The sequence below is a fragment of the Shewanella cutis genome, from assembly GCF_022410515.1.
Classification (GTDB): Bacteria; Pseudomonadota; Gammaproteobacteria; order Enterobacterales; family Shewanellaceae; genus Shewanella; species Shewanella cutis.
On the sequence record NZ_JACSDI010000007.1, the window covers coordinates 1 to 17,872 of the forward strand.

Consider the following 17,872-nt stretch of genomic DNA (forward strand, 5'->3'; position numbering starts at 1 on the left):
CTCAATTTGAGTGGCGTTTTTATTTTGCTTGTTGATTTTTTCCATCAGTTAGAACCAGCCTAATATCACCATAAAATAAAATGATACATTTTGCTAAATGTGTGTGTGAATTTAGTTGAATTGGCATTTCTTAACGTTTTATATCTAATTGATGCTAGTTGTATCAGTTTATCAATAATCGCTTAAATTAGCGGTATCATCTTTAATGTTCTGTTTAGGTTTGGTTTTGTTCGTTTTTAATCCAGTATTAATTTATTGCGTATGTATCAATTTGTTTGTTAGTGGTTAATTTTTGTTGTCGATATTTGTTTTTGTTAACAGTATTGGTGCGTTAAGTAAACTTGAAAATTAACTAAAATAACAACAAGACGGGTTTATTCATTTAAGCCTCAAGGAGAGATATATGCATCATCTAACGTTAGCCGCTAGAGCTGTTCGAGCTAGTCTAATCACTATGGGTTCTGCTAGTGTTTTATTATCTGGAATAACGATTGCGGCAGAAGAAAATACCAAAGTTGAACGTATTGAAGTCACTGGATCACGTATTAAACAGGTGGATATGGAAACCGTTTCCCCTGTCACTGTGATTAATGCAGCTGATATTGCCATGACGGGCGAAAAAACCGTTGCCGATGTTTTGAATAACTCGGCAATCAATAGTTTTGGTTCATGGCGGGGCGTTTCTGGTTATGGTTCAGGCGCAAGCTCAACAAGCAGCGTTAATCTTCGCGGGCTAGGCTCGTCTGCAACCTTGGTGTTGCTCGATGGCCGCCGTATGCCTGGTACGAGCTCAAGCTCCGGCTCTGTTGCTGACACATCCTCAATTCCAATGGCGATAGTGGAGCGTATTGAGATCCTACGTGATGGCGCCTCTGCCGTTTATGGTTCAGATGCCGTTGCGGGTGTGATCAACATTATTACCAAAAAAGAATTTGATGGCTTGCAATTAGATTACAGTACAGAGCAGCCTAGTGTTGAAGGCGGTGATGCTAATCGTTTATCCATTGCAACAGGTTATAATACGGATAAAGGCAATATTACCTTAACCTATGAATATTATGATACCAAAGCCGTCATGGATCGTGATATTTGGAATATGGACGATCCGAGTTACGCAACCTACAGTGGTTTTAGTTCTGTGCCCAATGGTAAATATGGCACAGGTAACGGCAGCTGGTATAGCAATTCAGATATTTGTGACCAAACTGAAAATACCGTCGATAAAACTGATGGAAATAATAATGGCCGCTGTTTATATGATTCAGGTAGAGTGACCAAGTTATTTGGTGATCAAACCCGTAATTCCTTTTTATCCAATTTCACCTATGAAATTACCGATGGTCTTCAATTTAGAGGCCGAGCATCGGCCTCGTTAGCTGAAACTGAAACGCGTTACGCAGGGACACCTGTGTCAACAAATTATCCAGTAATGAGTGCTGATAATAAATTCAACCCCGTTGGGGAAGATATGACACTTTATATGCGCTCTGCCCAAATTGGCGAGCGTGATACCTTAACTGAGACCAATAATGTCGATATTCTCGGCGGGTTTATTGGTACGCTGGATGTAGGCAATGGCCTTGATTGGGAATTAAATGCCCAACATTCCCGCTCAACCACAAATTCATTTAATTACAACTTGATTAATGATGAGATAGTTCAGCAGGGAATAGACTCGGAGCAATATGATATTTTTAATACCTCGGGCATGAGTTATGAGCAGTGGAATCAACAGATGACCGAGTTGTATCGTAAGGCGGCTCATACGGGCGTGTATCAAGGTAAGTTTGAAAGCACTCAAATTGATGGATTAGCTTCGACACTGCTTGTTGATAATGGCGATGTTTCTGTTGCTATGGTAGGTGGGCTTGAATATGAAATGATTAAGTTTAAGCAAACCAGTGATCCTGAGTCTGCTTCGGGCATTATATCTGGAGGCTCGGGTGGCGATGATGTGGATGCAACCCGTGATCGAAGTGCAGCTTATTTAGAATTCCAAGTTGGCTTACCCGCGAATGTTGAGTTATCGGTCGCCGTTCGATACGAGCGTTATGAACAGGAAGGCTCGTTAACGGGTCCACAAGGGCAGGTGGTTAATTCATCAACTTTTGATGCCGTAGTGCCTAAATTTGGTATTAGTTGGCGCCCCGTGGATAGCTTGTTACTGCGTGCCAGTTACGGTGACTCTTTCCGAGCACCCAATATGGGTGAAATGTTCTCTTCGCAATCCTTAAGTTTTGAAAAAGCCGTCGATTCGCTTTGGTGTAATGAGCCAGGTAATGTGGATGCGGTTTATTGTGCGACCAGTAATCAACACAAAACTTGGTATGGCGGCAATCCTGATCTTGAGGCTGAGGAGGGTAACTCCTTGACGTTAGGTGGCGTGTGGAATGCTACTGATAATTGGAATATCGAATTATCCTACTTTTCAATTGCCTATGAGAATAAAATTGAGTCGATAAGTGTGAACGACATTCTGCGTGATGAAATTAAAAATGGTTCATCACCCTATGTTCACCGTGGTGCCGATGGCAAGATTGAATATATTGAAGCGGGTGTACGCAACCTCGCAACGGTTGAAACGTCGGGTATTGATTTTGTTACTGCTTATAACCTAGAAACCGGAATTGGCGATTTTAACTTCAGACTCGATTTAACCCATGTTTTGGATTTTAAAAAGCAAGATAATGCCGAATCAGAGATGATTGATTATGCAGGACTTACCGATTCGCCTGATTGGCGTGGTAATTTTGCTACCAGTTGGAAATATGACGATTTTTCAGCGGCATGGACAGTGGTCTATATCGGTCGTCAATCTGCGGATTATTACAATCAGTTAGAAGAGACTGATGTTTACGTCGATTATTCAAACTACTTTAAACACAATATCCAGTTTGCCTATAACCACGCGTACAACGGTTCAATCACGGTTGGGGTAAATAATGTGTTTGATGCGGATGCTCCAAACTTTTATACCTATGCCGATTATCGTGATGTGAACGTCGGACTATATGATGTGCTGGGACGTACATATTATCTGAGAATTAACCAGAAGTTTTAAGTTATCCTCCTCCCTGGATAACTCAAACCTCCGCTTGCGGAGGTTTTTTTGTTTAAGATATAACGCGTAATGCTTTAATGACTGAGCCGCAGCTCGTGACGATGCTCATGCTGATAATGTTCAGCGCAGCAGCTGCAACGTTGTTCGGTGGGATCTTGCATTAAACGTTCAGCTTCGATTTCAGTTTCGCAATCGGAACAAAGGCCATACAGACCTAAGTCCAGTTGGCAAAAGGCGGCATCGAGGCGGTTTAAGCGGCAAAATAGCGGGTGATCTGCGAGATGACTCTTTGCCAGTAGGTCGATGAGTTCGCCTAGGCTAAGGTTGGCACAATGCGCCCCAAGTATTTCAATAAACTGAGGGAGCGCGCCGATTTCCTTCCTTAGATTAGCTTCAAGCTCTGACAATTCTTGTCTGATGTGGGTGGTGCTCACGTAAAATCGCCTGTTTTATCTAACTCTGGGCATTCAGTCTAATAGTTTCACTACCAACGACTATGATAAAGATCAAGTATCAGTACGATTTTTAAGGATAACGTGGTAGTTAACATAAAAAACCACCACTTTTGTATGGGGTTATTGGCTAAGGTTTTGTTGCGCTTGCTCTAGCACGCGGACAATTTCTTCAGTGGTTTTATAGATCCTAAGCTCCCTAAACAAGGTATCCGCCTCGGGATATTGCCGATTGAGATAGCTAAACCATTGTTTAATACGTGCTGGATAATAATCACTCTTACGGCCACTGAGTTCCCTTTGGGTGTAGCTGAGCATTAACCCTAGCGTGTCGGCCCAACTATAGGGCGTTGCACCTGTTTTGATGGTGTCAGCAAGATTGGGGAGCGAAATCGCGCCGCGGCCAATCATGATGCTGTCGCAGCCTGTCACTTGCATACAACGCTTGGCATCATCGCTGTTCCAAATCTCACCGTTGGCAATCACAGGAATCGGCAAGCGTTCGCGCACTTCGGTGATGTATTCCCAGTAGGCGGGTGGTTTGTAACCATCTACTTTACTGCGGGCATGAATCGCAAGCTCAGTTGCGCCCGCTTCATAGACGGCCAGTGCATTTTCCATAAAAAGCGATTTGTCTTCGTAACCTAAACGAATTTTCGCGGTTACTGGATGTTCAGCAGGCACAGCTTGGCGCATCGCGCGCACAATATCGTGAATAGTATTGGGGTACTGCAGCAGTACAGCGCCGCCATTACTGCGATTGACCATCTTGGCGGGGCAACCAAAATTAGCATCAACGCCGTGGGAGCCGAGTTCAATGGCACGCATGGCGTTTTCGGCCATGCAGTTGGGTTCTTGCCCTAACAGTTGTACTCGAACAGGGGTACCCGATGGGGTATAGCCGCCATTGAGTAGCTCTGGGCAGAGTTTAAGAAAGACTTTCTCTGGTAAGAGTTGGTCAACGACGCGAACAAATTCGGTGACGAGCAAATCGTAGGGGTTAATCGACGACAAAATATCTCGCATTAAGTCATCAACTACGCCTTCCATCGGAGCCAAAATTACGCGCACTGCTACTAACCCATATCCAGTTTCAAAGGGCGTGCATTCTATCCTATCGTGCCCCTGTTACAAAGCATGCAGAGAGCTGCTTGGCAATTGTGATAACTGTTTAGGGCAATTTAATCTGCTAAATTTAACTTCCTATCAGCATGTTTTGATAATTTCTGTGATTTGGTGATATTTTTTGAAATAAAGCTGAGGTGAGGTAGGTCTTTTGCAGTAAGCCAACGATAACACTGTTGTTGGCCACCATTAATCAATAAAAGGAAGCAAGAATATGAAATCAGTTAAGCAAACAGCGGTTGCAGTGGCATTAGGTACTGTGGTGGTCGGTTTTGCATTCGCAGTAAATGCGCAAACCAATTTGTTCGGATTTGAAACCATGGAATCAGGTTATCAACTCGTTGGTTCTGAAGGTAAATGTGGTGAGGGTAAATGCGGTGCCGAGATGAAAAAAGCGGCTGCAGAAAAAGCCAAAGAAGGTAAATGCGGCGAAGCAAAATGCGGCGCGGATATGAAAAAAGCCGCGGCAGATAAAGCTCACGAAGGCAAATGTGGTGAGGGTAAATGTGGCGCCGATATGAAAAAAGCCGCAGCAGACAAAGCTCACGAAGGTAAGTGTGGTGAAGGCAAATGTGGCGCTGATATGAAAAAAGCAGCTGAAAAAGTAGACGCTAAGACCGAAGCGGTCAAAAAAGAAGTGAAATAAGCTAAGTTGTACTTAGTGCGATCCCGCTTCAAAACATGGCCAGCCTATGCTGGCCTTTGTTTAGCGGCATCTAAATCAAGGGGTAAAGTGATGCAAGAACGTGGATTGGTTGGATTGGGGTTACGGCGTGAAATGCTCAGTGAGTTTTGCCAACAGCTACCAAGTGCTATTGATTTTTTAGAGGTCGCCCCTGAAAATTGGATGACGCTTGGAGGTAAATATGGAAAACAATTTAGGCAGTTAACTGAGCAACATACCTTTTTCTGCCATGGTCTTTCACTCTCAATTGGCAGCCCTGAGCCGCTGGATCTTGAGTTTGTACGTCGCATTAAAGCCTTTATGGATTTGCACCAAATCGATGTTTATTCAGAGCATTTAAGTTATTGCTCGGGAGCGGGCCATTTATACGATCTTATGCCAATTCCTTTTACCGAGGCCGCGGTTAAGCATGTCGCAAGGCGGGTAAAGCAGGTTGAGGATATTTTAGAGCGGCCGCTTATTTTGGAAAATGTATCCTTTTATGCGACGCCAAGTGCACAGATGACTGAGCTGGCATTTTTGACGGCGGTGTTAGAAGAAGCCGACTGTAAGCTCCTGTTAGATGTAAATAATATTTATGTGAACTCGATAAATCATCAATACGATGCGCTGGCATTTTTAAAAGCGATGCCGACTGAGCGGATTGCCTACTTACATATTGCTGGGCATTTTAAAGAGTCTGAAGAATTATTGATTGATACCCACGGCAGCGATATTAATGATCCTGTGTGGGCACTCCTTGATAGCTGCTACGCCGAGCATGGTGTATTGCCAACGCTGCTCGAGCGTGACTTTAATTTACCCGCCACAGCGCATTTATTGGATGAAATTAATCAAATTCATGCTTATCAAGCGCGGGCAAAAAGTAACCTAGATAAGAGGATTGCCTAATGGATTTTAAGCAAGTACAGCAATCCTTTATCGATTATATTCGCGATCCGCAACGCCCCGTTCCAGTCGGGGTGCCGTTAGCGCGGATGCAGGTTTACCGTGAGCTTTTTTTTAATAATGTAATGGGATTTATCTCCAATGGCTTTCCCGTACTTAAGAGCTTATACACAGAGGAGCAGTGGCGAATCTTAGTGCAGGCTTTTTTTAGTCAACATGATTGTAAATCACCGATTTTTATTGATATTGCAGGGGAGTTTTTAGATTTTCTGCAGTTTCAATATTCCCCCATGGATAGTGATCCGCCCTTTGTGCTGGAACTCGCCCACTATGAATGGCTTGAACTGCGGGTGGCTACGGCGCAGCAAGATAGTCGCCAAGTGCTTATTGGTAAAGAAGATATTACCTATCGAAACCTGTGTTTGGCCGCAACAGCGAGCGTGGCCCAATACCAGTATCCGGTGCAACAAATACGCTCAGATTATCGTCCTTCAGAGCCGCTGGTAAACCCAGTCTATTTTTGTCTTTATCAGGATGAAGTAGGCGATGTGGGCTTTCTGCAATTAACGCCATTAAGCGCACAAGTGCTGGGTTATTTAACTGAAAAGGGACAAGGCACTTTTGATGAATTAACTCAATGGCTAGCGGCGACTTACCCACAAATGCCAACAGCGGCCTTAACTCAAGGCTGTCTAGCGCTACTTGAGCAACTGGCTACTAAAGGCATTGTGCGCGGCGTGTAGAGGCTTATGTCGCTAAACCAGCAAAATAATTGCAATAACCATATAAAAAAAGGGTTTTTGTTGATGTGGCAAACCGCTACAATGGCGCCCGTTTTGTGATCTTCGTCACTGTAAGATTCCTGCGCACATATCTTTGCACACATTTAATTTGAGGAGCTGTAATGAGCAGTCAGCCATTTAAAGACCCATTTAACGTTATGTATTTTATTGGTTTTATCTTAGTCTTACTGTTGCCGACGCTTCCTGCAAGCCTGACATGGTTAAAGCAATTAGGTTTAATTTAAGCAGGTTTTCATCTCAAGTTGAGTATACAATTAGCCACTCTGAGAGTGGCTTTTGTTTTTAAGTTTGAGGCATCTACATACTATGGTCATAAACACACTATGATACTGAAACGCGGATTGTTTTTATTTATAGGCTGTCTTGCGTTGGGCCTTGGACTGATAGGTATTGTCGTGCCGCTGTTGCCGACTGTGCCGTTTATTTTACTCGCGGCTTATTGCTTTGCCCGTTCGAGCGAGCGTTTGCATCAGTGGTTAATGACCCACCCTTGGTTTGCTGATGCGCTCACTCAATGGCAAACCCATCGAGCTATGCGCCCAGGCCTTAAACGCAGGGCGATGTTACTCTCGGGACTCAGTTTTAGCGTTAGCATTCTAGTGGTCCCGATTGTATGGGTGAAGTTGCTGCTGCTCACCATGGCGTGCGGATTGCTCTGGTATCTTAAAACAATTCCTGAAATCGAATCCTAAGCACATTTGATCTAAGGCACAAATTGATAACCAATTCGTCACTTGAATACGCTGTTAGTTGCAACTCAAACTAAAGCGGCATAAGCTTTGGGCGAATTATTAAAGCTCGTCCACACTCGCTGTGGACGTTTTGTTTTTACTGCCAGCAATAAGCGTGGCAAAACGATTAAGTTAAATTAAATGGCTATGAATACAGAAACCTTATCCTTGATAAAGCAAAGCATTAAAACCATTCCTAATTATCCTAAGGAAGGGATTCTATTTCGCGATGTGACTAGTCTGCTGGAAAATGCTGCCGCTTATAAAGCGACTATCGATTTATTAGTTGAGCATTACCGCAACAAAGGCTTTACCAAGATTGTGGGTACCGAAGCCCGTGGTTTTCTGTTTGGTGCGCCTTTAGCGCTGGGGTTAGGCATTGGTTTTGTGCCTGTACGTAAGCCGGGTAAATTGCCGCGTGCTACTATCAGCCAAAGCTATGAGCTGGAGTATGGTCACGATAGCCTTGAAATCCATACTGATGCGATTACCGCGAACGATAAAGTATTAGTGGTTGATGATTTACTGGCGACTGGTGGTACTATCGAAGCGACGGTTAAACTTATCCGCCAATTGGGTGGTGAAGTGCAAGATGCCGCTTTTGTGATTTCGTTACCTGATTTAGGTGGCGAAGCCCGTTTAACTGCCTTAGGTCTTGAGTTGGTTAAACTTTGTGAGTTTGAAGGCGAATAATTCTTCAGCTAAAGGCGCCTTGGGATAGTTTAATAGCGTGTCGTTAATTGACATGTTATCTTGCTATTATCTCGGGGCGCGATCCCCTTTTTTGTACCAACATTCTTGTCATGCACATTGGGGAGTTCCATGTCATATCAGGTGTTAGCCAGAAAATGGCGCCCTGCCACATTCGAACAGATGGTCGGCCAAAGCCATGTGTTACACGCGCTCACTAATGCGTTAACGCAGCAACGTTTACACCACGCTTATCTTTTTACAGGTACACGCGGGGTGGGTAAGACCAGCTTGGCAAGACTCTTTGCTAAAGGCTTAAACTGTGAAACTGGTGTAACGGCTTCCCCCTGCGGCGTCTGTGGCAGCTGTGTCGAAATCGCCCAAGGTCGTTTTGTTGACTTAATTGAAGTCGATGCGGCATCCCGCACTAAGGTCGATGACACCCGTGAACTCTTAGATAATGTGCAATATCGTCCGACCCGAGGCCGTTTTAAGGTTTATCTAATCGATGAAGTGCATATGCTGTCCCGTAGCAGTTTTAATGCGCTGCTTAAAACCCTTGAAGAACCGCCCGAGCATGTGAAGTTTTTGCTGGCGACGACCGATCCGCAAAAGCTGCCGGTGACTGTGTTATCCCGCTGTCTGCAATTTAATTTAAAGAGCTTAACCCAGCAGGAAATTGGCACTCAGCTACAGCATATTTTAACCCAAGAGCAATTGCCCTTTGAGCACGAAGCCTTAACCCTGCTTGCTAAAGCGGCGAATGGCAGTATGCGTGATGCCTTAAGTTTGACCGATCAAGCGATTGCTTTTGGTGGCGGCACTGTGATGCTCAATCAAGTGCAATCCATGCTCGGTAGTATTGATGAGCAGCATGTGCTGGGCTTACTCAAAGCCTTAACTGACGCTGATATTGGCGCGTTGATGCAAAGCTGTGCTCAGGTGCTGGCCTATGGCGCAGATGCCCAAGAAGTGCTGCGCAGTTTACTGGAATTACTGCATCAAATTACCCTGACACAATTTGCGCCCGCGGCGGCGCAGCAATCTCTGTATAGTGCGCAAATTCAAGCGTTTGCAGAGCAGTTAGCGCCTGAACAAGTGCAACTGTATTACCAAATTTTACTCACGGGCCGCAAAGACTTACCCCATGCACCTGATCCTAAGTCAGGGCTTGAAATGGCATTACTGCGTGCTGTTGCTTTTGTCCCCGAAAAAAGCGTTAAGCGCTGGCAAGTGGATGACGCGGTTAAGGTGGATTTGTCTGCCCAACCTGCTTTAACCCCACAAGCTACAATACCGCCAGAGGTTCCAGCGGAGAGACAACAGGCCGTAAATGCGCCTGTGGCTGAAAAAAAAACGCTGTTAGCAACCTTCGCTGATCCAGAGGCACTGCTGCAATCAGATACAATGCCTGAAACTGCGTTAGAGGATGATGAGCCTGAACTTAATGCGGCTCTGATTGCCGAGCAGCAAGTGATCTTAAGCCAAGCGCAAAGCCAAGGTTTTGGCGCAGGTGCTGAGTCGGTAGTAAGTTCAAATACGGCGCTTAATCAAGATGTTAATGCATCAGATCCTACAGATCCAGATACAGGATTGGTCAAGCAGACTGCTACTGAAGATGTATTAGATGCTCAAAATACGGCAGGGGATTTAGCGCCAGAGCCTTGTGTAGCAGATGCCTACGGGCAGTATGACTATGCTCAATCTAACGATGCTCAATCCAATTATGCACAAGTCAATCATGCTCAAAGCTATGATACATCGATGCCACTTGATGCTTATCAGGATGATTACGCGCATTTTATGTCTGAGGATGCAGCTGAGCATGCAGTAGAGCAATTTAGCGCGAGTGAAGGCAATCTGTTTAGCAATGGCAGCGCCCAACATAGTGCGTCAAACCAGACAGGACAAGCATTTGCCGTCGATAATCCCCCAGCCCCAAAAGTCACGCTTTCCCTTGAGGATGACGATATTTTATCGGCGGTATTAGCAGCGCGGGAATCATTACTGTCGGATCTCGATGCGTTAAGCACGAAGGATGGTGATGGAAAAAAGTTATCTCCTGACGTTAAGGCAAAAACGCCGACACCGAATGCTCACTCTAGGCCAGCAACAAGCGCCAATGTGAGTCCTCGTCCTGCGCAAAATGCCGTAACTTCACAATTTGAAAGTGATTTCGAACTGCCCTTTGACGATGATTTTGAGGCTGAGATTTATACCAAGCCTGAGTTGAGCACTAAAGCGACCAATGCGCCGCTTGCACCACTTAGTACTCGGCCCATAAACCACTCGACTATTGTTCCATCTACTCAGCAAAGTGCAGCAGCGCAGCATCCGCCGCTTGATCCCAATGATCGTCCGCCATGGGAAGAGGCCCCCGCTGCCCAAAGTGAGGCGATTAACACCGAATTACATACCGCATCGCATAAAGCGAGTGAACAAAGCCATGAGCGCCAAGAAAGCGTTACTGCACCTTCTTTGGTAGTGGAGCCCGTTCAGGTTGCACCTGCGCTGACTTTGCCTACAAATACTCAAGCGGCTCAAATCGAGCAAGCGGCAGGGCAGAGCCATCAGTTGAATCACCCTGATGAAGTACCTGCAACGCCGCCGCGCGATCCCGTAGTGCAGCCTGCGCCTGCAAGTGACTTAACGGTCGCGCAATCTATCACGGGTCATCCCTTGGATTTACATTGGTACAAGTTAATGGCGAGCCTTGATATTGGCGGCCGTGTGCGCCAATTAGCGGTGAACTCGATTTGTCAGGTGCAGGGCAATCCCTTGCTATTACTGTTAAAACCGGATCAAAAACACTTGCAGGCACCGGTGGCCATTGAGCAATTAGAGCAAGCCTTAACCACAGCCCTTGGCGCTCCAAGGCAGGTTGAAGTGGTCATCGGAACCGATCCTACCCGGGAAACGCCCTTAGAACTGCGTAAGCGTTTTCACCAAGAGTTGCTGCAGCAGGCGCGGCAATCGCTGATAATGGATGATAATGTGCAATGGCTTATCAACCGCTTTGGGGCTGAGCTTGAAAATGATAGCTTGCTCTATCCACCAGAGCTGTTAAACCAACGCAGTGGGCTTATCCCTGCGTTACCTGAGCCTGAGTGACTAAATCAAGAGTAACTAAATCCCGAGTCACTCAAGCTAGAGTCACTTAAGCCAGAGAGACCTTAGTACACCGCATTCATGCAAAGAGTGACTGAGTTTGACTAAAACTCGCAATCAAGATCATAAGTTTATCGATGGGATCACGGCATAGATTGCCAATCCCATTTATTTCAGTAAGATTAGCCAGCTTAAAAGCTTGCGACTAACCCTAATAGAAGAGAAATGACTATGTTTGGAAAAGGCGGTATGGGCAATCTGATGAAACAAGCCCAGATGATGCAAGAAAGAATGGCAAAAATGCAGGAAGAAATTGCCCGCATGGAAATGGTCGGTGAGTCAGGTGCGGGTTTGGTCAAAGTGACCATGACAGGCGCGCATACAGTGCGTAAAGTCGAAATCGACCCAAGCTTAATGGAAGACGACAAAGAGATGCTGGAAGATTTGATTGCCGCGGCTTGCAACGATGCCGCGCGTCGTATCGAAGAAAATCAGAAAGCTAAAATGGCCGAAGTGACTGGCGGTATGCAATTACCACCAGGCATGAAAATGCCATTTTAATTGAGATAGACAATGAAATTTAGCCCCCTGCTTGACGAGTTAATTCAGTCCCTGCGTTGTTTACCAGGGGTTGGGCCGAAATCGGCGCAACGTATGGCGTTTCAATTACTTGAGCGTGACAGAAAAGCGGGGCTTAAATTAGCCGCAGCGCTGTCGAGTGCCATGAGTGATATCGGTCATTGTCAGTCTTGCCGAACCTACACTGAAGAAACCCTCTGTCCAATTTGTGCTAGCCATAAGCGCGGTTCGTCTTCGACAATTTGTGTGGTCGAAACACCGGCTGATGTATTAGCCATTGAAGCGGGTGGACATTTTTCTGGGCGCTACTTTGTGCTCCTTGGGCACTTATCACCCCTCGATGGGGTGGGGCCAGAAGAGTTAGGCTTGGCGTTATTAGAGCGTCACCTAGCCTCAGGCGATGTAGCCGAGTTGATTTTAGCAACTAATCCTACGGTTGAAGGTGAGGCTACCGCCCACTTTATCGCCGATATGGCAAGGCGCCACAAGGTGCTGATCAGCCGCATTGCCCACGGCGTGCCCGTTGGCGGTGAGCTAGAATATGTCGACAGTACGACCTTGGCGTTGTCCTTTAATGGTCGTATCCCGCTGTAGCACTTAATTTGCCTAAACATAAAACCCGCCGGCCCATGCTCGCGGGTTTTTTTATGGTCGCATTGGGTTAGCGAATAGGCGCTAGGCTTGTCGCTATCATGTGCAGGGCTATCATTGCTTTCTTAAGACTGACATAGGAATAGTGTTATTTGGGGCTAATACTGCCTTAATTTTCGCCATTTGATCGGTGATTTTATCTTTCCACTTGAAAAGTAGATTTGTAGCCCCATTTTATAAAACACTGAGCGTTTGCTTTAACCAAATTGCGTAACAAATAAGGAAAATTTCATGTCACAACAAGAAACTCATGGTTTTCAAACTGAAGTCAAACAGCTGTTGCATTTGATGATCCACTCTTTGTATTCCAACAAAGAAATTTTCTTGCGTGAACTGGTCTCCAACGCTGCGGATGCGGCTGATAAGCTGCGTTACCTTGCGTTGACCAATGACGCATTATACGAAGGTGACGGTGAGCTACGTGTGCGCATTAGTGCAGACAAAGACAAAGGCACTGTGACCATTGAAGATAACGGCGTGGGGATGACCCGCGATGGCGTGATTGAGCATTTAGGTACTATTGCAAAATCGGGCACCGCCGAATTCTTCAAAAACCTTTCAGGCGAAGCCTCAAAGGATTCGCAGTTAATCGGTCAGTTCGGTGTGGGCTTCTATTCGGCCTTTATCGTGGCGAAAAAAGTCACCGTTCGTACCCGCGCGGCAGGCCATAAGGCCAATGAAGCCGTATTGTGGGAATCAGAAGGTGAGGGTAGCTTCACCGTTGAAACGATCACCAAGGCCAGCCGTGGTACTGAAATCACCCTGCACCTACGTGATGACGAAAAAGAATTTGCTGACGATTGGCGCCTGCGCTCCATCATCACTAAATACTCAGACCATATTTCAATCCCAGTAGAAATGTGGCAGGAAGGCACCCCTGAGCGCGATGGCCCAGACGGTGAAAAAATCCCTGCAACCGAGGGTCACTGGAAAGTCATGAACAAGGCGACAGCGCTGTGGATGCGAAATAAGTCTGAGATCACTGACGAAGAGTACCAAGAATTTTATAAGCATATTTCCCACGATTACACTGATGCGTTGCTGTGGAGCCATAACCGGGTTGAAGGTAAACAGGAATACACTAACCTGTTGTATATCCCTTCAAAAGCGCCATGGGATCTGTGGAACCGTGACCGTAAACATGGCCTGAAACTCTTTGTTCAGCGCGTGTTTATCATGGATGACGCCGAGCAGTTTATGCCATCTTACCTGCGCTTTGTGCAGGGTTTGATTGACTCAAACGATTTGCCGCTGAACGTGTCCCGCGAGATTTTGCAGGACAACCACATCACTAAAGCGATGCGCACTGGTATCACTAAGCGCGTGCTAGGTATGTTGGAAAAACTGGCAAAAGACGATGCGGAAAAATACCAAAAATTCTGGGCCGAATTTGGCCAAGTGTTGAAGGAAGGTCCAGCGGAAGACTTTGCAAACCGTGAGCGTATCGCAGGTTTATTGCGCTTTGCCTCGACCCACACTGGCAGTGCGGCACCGACTGTATCACTCGATGACTACATTAGCCGCATGAAGGAAGGCCAAACTAAGATTTATTATATCGTTGCTGATAGCCACGAAGCGGCCGCCAACAGTCCTCACTTAGAGCTGCTGCGTAAGAAAGGCATCGAAGTTTTATTGATGTCTGAGCGTATCGACGAATGGTTAATCAACCACTTAACTGAGTACAAAGAAAAACAATTGCACTCAGTCACCCGTGGCGAGCTGGAATTAGGTGAGCTTGAAGATGCGGCTGAGAAGGAAGCGCAGGAGAAACTCGCCGAAGAGTCAGCACCACTGATTGAGCGCATTAAAGCGGCATTAGGCGCTAGCGTGGCCGATGTGAAAGTCACTTCACGCTTAACCGATACCCCTGCCTGTGTGGTCACGGGTGAAGGTGACATGTCGACGCAAATGATCAAACTGATGCAGGCTGCCGGCCAGCCAGTGCCAGAGGTTAAGCCGACGTTTGAGGTAAACCCAGCGCATCCATTAGTGTCGCGCCTGAATGATCTTCAAGATGAAGCCGCCTTCGCAGATTGGTCAAACTTACTGCTACAACAGGCGCAATTGTCAGAGAAGGGTAGCCTTGCGGATCCATCGGCCTTTATTAAGCTGATGAACCAAATGTTATTGGCGAGCCTGAAGTAAGACATTCGGGGGCACTTGAGTTAAGACGCAAGTGCCCCGATTTACTTTTAGGCATCACAAGTCGCATTACCCTAGGGCATTTCCCCGTAGAGGTGCCAGTTTGGAAGTAAAGGAAATACCATGGACAATATCCTCGATCTAACCAAAGACAATATTCAGCAAGTGGTTGATGCTTCGATGCAGCAACTGGTGGTGATGGTATTTTGGGCCCAGCCACAGCAGCAGAGTGTTGCCATGGTGCAAACTCTCGAGCAACTTGCCAGGCAGCATGCTGGCCGTTTTGTGCTAGCGAAAGTGAACTGTGAAGCCGAACTGGAAATCGCGAACTATTTCCGCATTCAAGCCTTACCGACCACTTTAGTGCTTGATAAGGGCCAGCCTATCGATGGTTTTGCGGGGCTGCAAGAGGCGGCGCAGGTGAGCGCCATGCTCGAAAAGCATTTGCCGCCATTGTGGCAATTGCAACTTGAGCAAGCCAAAGCACTGTTAGCCCTAAGCCAAGTGTCGGTGGAAGATTTAACCACCGCGGCCGTGTTACTGAAAGACGCCTATAGCACCTCTAACCATGCTGCCGAGGTGAGTTTAGTGCTCGCCGATGTGTACTTGATGCAGGGTGAGCTAGCCCAAGCGCAAGGGTTACTTGAGCAAATTGGCCTTGCCTTCCAAGACGGTTATTATCAGAGTTTAAAAGCCAAACTGACACTGGCGCTCGATGCGGCGGATACCCCTGAAATTCGCGACCTACAGCAAAAATTCGAGCAAAACCCACAGGATTTAGTGTTATTACTCGAACTTTGTAAGGCGCTGCATTCGGCCCACCGCGATGAAGAAGCGCTCATCCATTTATACGGCGTATTATCTAAGGATTTAAGTGCTGAAAATGGCAAAGTAAAACAAACCTTTATGGAGATTTTGACTGCGCTTGGCCAAGGTAATAGTTTGGCAAACCAATATCGCCGTAAGCTTTATACCTTGCTCTATTAATGGTTAAAAATGCCGCAAAACTGCGATTTATTTGTGGTTTCTGAGGCTAAAGTCGAAGCTAAAAGCCTTCTCAATGGCGGCCAGATGTGCGAAGATCGCCGGCCTAAGAAGAATATCAATGCGAAAAGAGGACTCTTGAGATGCGCATTATCCTATTGGGCGCCCCAGGTGCCGGTAAAGGTACCCAGGCCCAGTTCATTATGGAACAGTATGGTATCCCACAAATTTCTACTGGCGATATGTTACGTGCGGCCGTTAAAGCCGGTACTCCGCTGGGTTTAGAAGCCAAGAAAGTGATGGATGCAGGCCAACTGGTTTCTGATGATCTGATCATTGGACTGGTTAAAGAGCGTATCGCACAGGACGACTGTGCTAAAGGTTTCCTGTTAGACGGTTTCCCACGCACTATCCCACAAGCGGATGCGATGGCGGCAAACGGTATCAGCATTGATCACGTCATCGAAATCGACGTACCCGACGAGGAAATCGTTAAGCGCATGAGCGGTCGTCGCGTTCACCCCGGTTCTGGTCGTGTTTACCACGTTGTATTCAATCCACCTAAAGTGGAAGGCAAGGATGACGTGACGGGTGAAGACTTAGCGATTCGTCCAGACGACGAAGAAGCCACAGTACGTAAGCGTTTAGGTATTTACCATGAGCAAACTAAGCCATTGGTTGAGTACTATGGTAAAGTCGCTGCGGCGGGTAACACTCAATACCACAAATTTGATGGTACTCAGTCAGTTGCCGCGGTGAGCGAGCAGCTTGCCAGCGTGCTTAAATAAGCACATCGCTTAAATTCGCGAACAAGTTCTCATATTAAGAAAAAGCCTGCGATTGCAGGCTTTTTTTATTGGCAACTGAATGTTAGCCTGCCGAGGTATTAGGCTGATAAAAGGTAACACATTGACTTCTCCCTCTCCTGCGTTTGGCGTGTTATTGGTCAATCTCGGCACGCCCGATGAACCCACTCCCAAAGCGGTTAAGCGATTCCTCAAGCAGTTTTTAAGTGATCCTCGGGTCGTCGATTTATCCCCTTGGTTGTGGCAACCGATTTTGCAGGGGATTATTCTGAACACCCGTCCTAAGAAGGTCGCTAAACTTTATCAAAGTGTGTGGACGGAGCAAGGTTCGCCGTTAATGGTGATAAGTGAGCAGCAGGCGCAGAAGTTAGCGACGGATTTAAGTGCCACCTTTAATCAGACCATTCCGGTGGAACTGGGTATGAGCTATGGCAATCCTTCAATTGAGAGTGGCTTTACCAAACTCAAAGCCCAAGGCGCCGAGCGTATCGTGGTGCTGCCGCTTTATCCGCAGTATTCCTGCTCAACCGTCGCCAGTGTGTTTGATGCTGTAGCGCATTATTTGACTCGCGTGCGTGATATACCAGAGCTGCGTTTTAACAAGCAGTATTTCGACCATGAAGCTTATATTGCGGCACTGGCACATTCGGTAAAGCGCCATTGGAAAATCCATGGGCAGGCCGATAAGCTGATTTTATCTTTCCACGGGATCCCGCTGCGCTACGCGACCGAAGGCGACCCATACCCAGAGCAGTGCCGCACCACCGCCAAGTTATTAGCGCAGGCCTTAGGCTTGACCGACGGACAATGGCAAGTATGTTTCCAATCCCGCTTCGGTAAAGAAGAGTGGTTAACCCCTTATGCCGATGAGCTGCTGGCCGATTTACCCCGCCAAGGCGTGAAAAGTGTCAATGTGATTTGCCCTGCCTTTGCCACCGATTGCCTAGAAACCCTAGAAGAAATCTCGATTGGCGCAAAAGAGACGTTTCTTCATGCGGGCGGCGAAGCCTATCATTTTATTCCTTGTTTGAATGATGATGAGCTACATATAGAGCTACTCAGGTTATTAGTACAAGAACAAACCCAATCTTGGATAAGTGCAGAATGACGGTAAAAAAATCTACCGTAGAAGCCTGTACTCGACCTAGTTTCGTGCTGATTTTATGG

General features: G+C 46.5%; 16 protein-coding genes. 14 read left to right on the forward strand and 2 right to left on the reverse strand.

Features of this window, described 5'->3' with window-relative positions; genetic code table 11:
- Window positions 1–403: 403 nt before the first annotated feature.
- A complete protein-coding gene (locus H9J30_RS11250) occupies window positions 404–3,061 on the forward strand; it encodes a TonB-dependent receptor (protein ID WP_240131113.1) in 2,658 nt (885 codons plus the stop codon).
- A gap of 74 nt (window positions 3,062–3,135) precedes the next feature.
- Here H9J30_RS11250 and H9J30_RS11255 read toward each other — a convergent pair whose 3' ends face one another.
- Window positions 3,136–3,495 (reverse strand): TraR/DksA family transcriptional regulator, encoded by a 360-nt coding sequence (locus H9J30_RS11255; protein ID WP_240131114.1) that lies wholly within the window; start codon window positions 3,493–3,495, stop codon window positions 3,136–3,138.
- Window positions 3,496–3,636: 141 nt separating this feature from the next.
- The gene (locus H9J30_RS11260; RefSeq protein WP_240131115.1) at window positions 3,637–4,584 is read right to left on the reverse strand and encodes a tRNA-dihydrouridine synthase; all 948 of its coding nucleotides are present in this window, start codon (window positions 4,582–4,584) and stop codon (window positions 3,637–3,639) included.
- A 268-nt stretch (window positions 4,585–4,852) separates the two neighbouring features.
- Here H9J30_RS11260 and H9J30_RS11265 point away from each other — a divergent pair, with 268 nt between their 5' ends.
- The 13 genes from H9J30_RS11265 (at window position 4,853) to hemH (ending at window position 17,813) form a co-directional block, all read left to right on the forward strand.
- On the forward strand, window positions 4,853–5,284 hold the full coding sequence (locus H9J30_RS11265) for an HvfA family oxazolone/thioamide-modified RiPP metallophore (protein WP_240131116.1): 432 nt from the start codon (window positions 4,853–4,855) through the stop codon (window positions 5,282–5,284).
- Window positions 5,285–5,374: 90 nt separating this feature from the next.
- Window positions 5,375–6,214, forward strand: coding sequence for an HvfB family MNIO-type RiPP peptide maturase (locus tag H9J30_RS11270; RefSeq protein ID WP_240131117.1), 840 nt, complete (start codon window positions 5,375–5,377; stop codon window positions 6,212–6,214).
- Entirely contained in the window at window positions 6,214–6,954 is a 741-nt protein-coding gene (locus H9J30_RS11275; RefSeq protein ID WP_240131118.1) for an HvfC family RiPP maturation protein, read from the forward strand. Before H9J30_RS11270 ends, H9J30_RS11275 begins: the two co-directional genes overlap by 1 nt.
- 161 nt (window positions 6,955–7,115) lie before the next feature.
- The gene (locus tag H9J30_RS21630; RefSeq protein ID WP_011072094.1) at window positions 7,116–7,238 is read left to right on the forward strand and encodes a hypothetical protein; all 123 of its coding nucleotides are present in this window, start codon (window positions 7,116–7,118) and stop codon (window positions 7,236–7,238) included.
- A 99-nt stretch (window positions 7,239–7,337) separates the two neighbouring features.
- Window positions 7,338–7,706, forward strand: a complete 369-nt coding sequence (locus tag H9J30_RS11280; protein ID WP_240131119.1) for a YbaN family protein — start codon at window positions 7,338–7,340, stop codon at window positions 7,704–7,706.
- A gap of 180 nt (window positions 7,707–7,886) precedes the next feature.
- Window positions 7,887–8,438 carry an adenine phosphoribosyltransferase gene (gene apt / locus H9J30_RS11285; RefSeq protein WP_240131120.1) on the forward strand — a complete coding sequence of 184 codons (552 nt, stop codon included), beginning with the start codon at window positions 7,887–7,889 and terminating at the stop codon, window positions 8,436–8,438.
- 129 nt (window positions 8,439–8,567) lie between these two features.
- Window positions 8,568–11,546 carry a DNA polymerase III subunit gamma/tau gene (gene dnaX / locus H9J30_RS11290; RefSeq protein WP_240131121.1) on the forward strand — a complete coding sequence of 993 codons (2,979 nt, stop codon included), beginning with the start codon at window positions 8,568–8,570 and terminating at the stop codon, window positions 11,544–11,546.
- Between the two features lie 228 nt (window positions 11,547–11,774).
- Complete coding sequence (locus tag H9J30_RS11295; RefSeq protein ID WP_041409075.1) at window positions 11,775–12,104, forward strand: YbaB/EbfC family nucleoid-associated protein; 330 nt, start codon at window positions 11,775–11,777, stop codon at window positions 12,102–12,104.
- Window positions 12,105–12,116: 12 nt separating this feature from the next.
- On the forward strand, window positions 12,117–12,716 hold the full coding sequence (gene recR, locus H9J30_RS11300; protein ID WP_169547721.1) for a recombination mediator RecR: 600 nt from the start codon (window positions 12,117–12,119) through the stop codon (window positions 12,714–12,716).
- Window positions 12,717–13,004: 288 nt separating this feature from the next.
- Window positions 13,005–14,918, forward strand: a complete 1,914-nt coding sequence (gene htpG / locus H9J30_RS11305; protein ID WP_240131122.1) for a molecular chaperone HtpG — start codon at window positions 13,005–13,007, stop codon at window positions 14,916–14,918.
- A 120-nt stretch (window positions 14,919–15,038) separates the two neighbouring features.
- On the forward strand, window positions 15,039–15,902 hold the full coding sequence (locus H9J30_RS11310; RefSeq protein WP_240131123.1) for a co-chaperone YbbN: 864 nt from the start codon (window positions 15,039–15,041) through the stop codon (window positions 15,900–15,902).
- A gap of 140 nt (window positions 15,903–16,042) precedes the next feature.
- Entirely contained in the window at window positions 16,043–16,687 is a 645-nt protein-coding gene (adk, locus tag H9J30_RS11315) for an adenylate kinase (RefSeq protein ID WP_011072102.1), read from the forward strand.
- Window positions 16,688–16,766: 79 nt separating this feature from the next.
- Window positions 16,767–17,813 (forward strand): ferrochelatase, encoded by a 1,047-nt coding sequence (gene hemH / locus H9J30_RS11320; RefSeq protein WP_240131124.1) that lies wholly within the window; start codon window positions 16,767–16,769, stop codon window positions 17,811–17,813.
- Window positions 17,814–17,872: the final 59 nt, after the last annotated feature.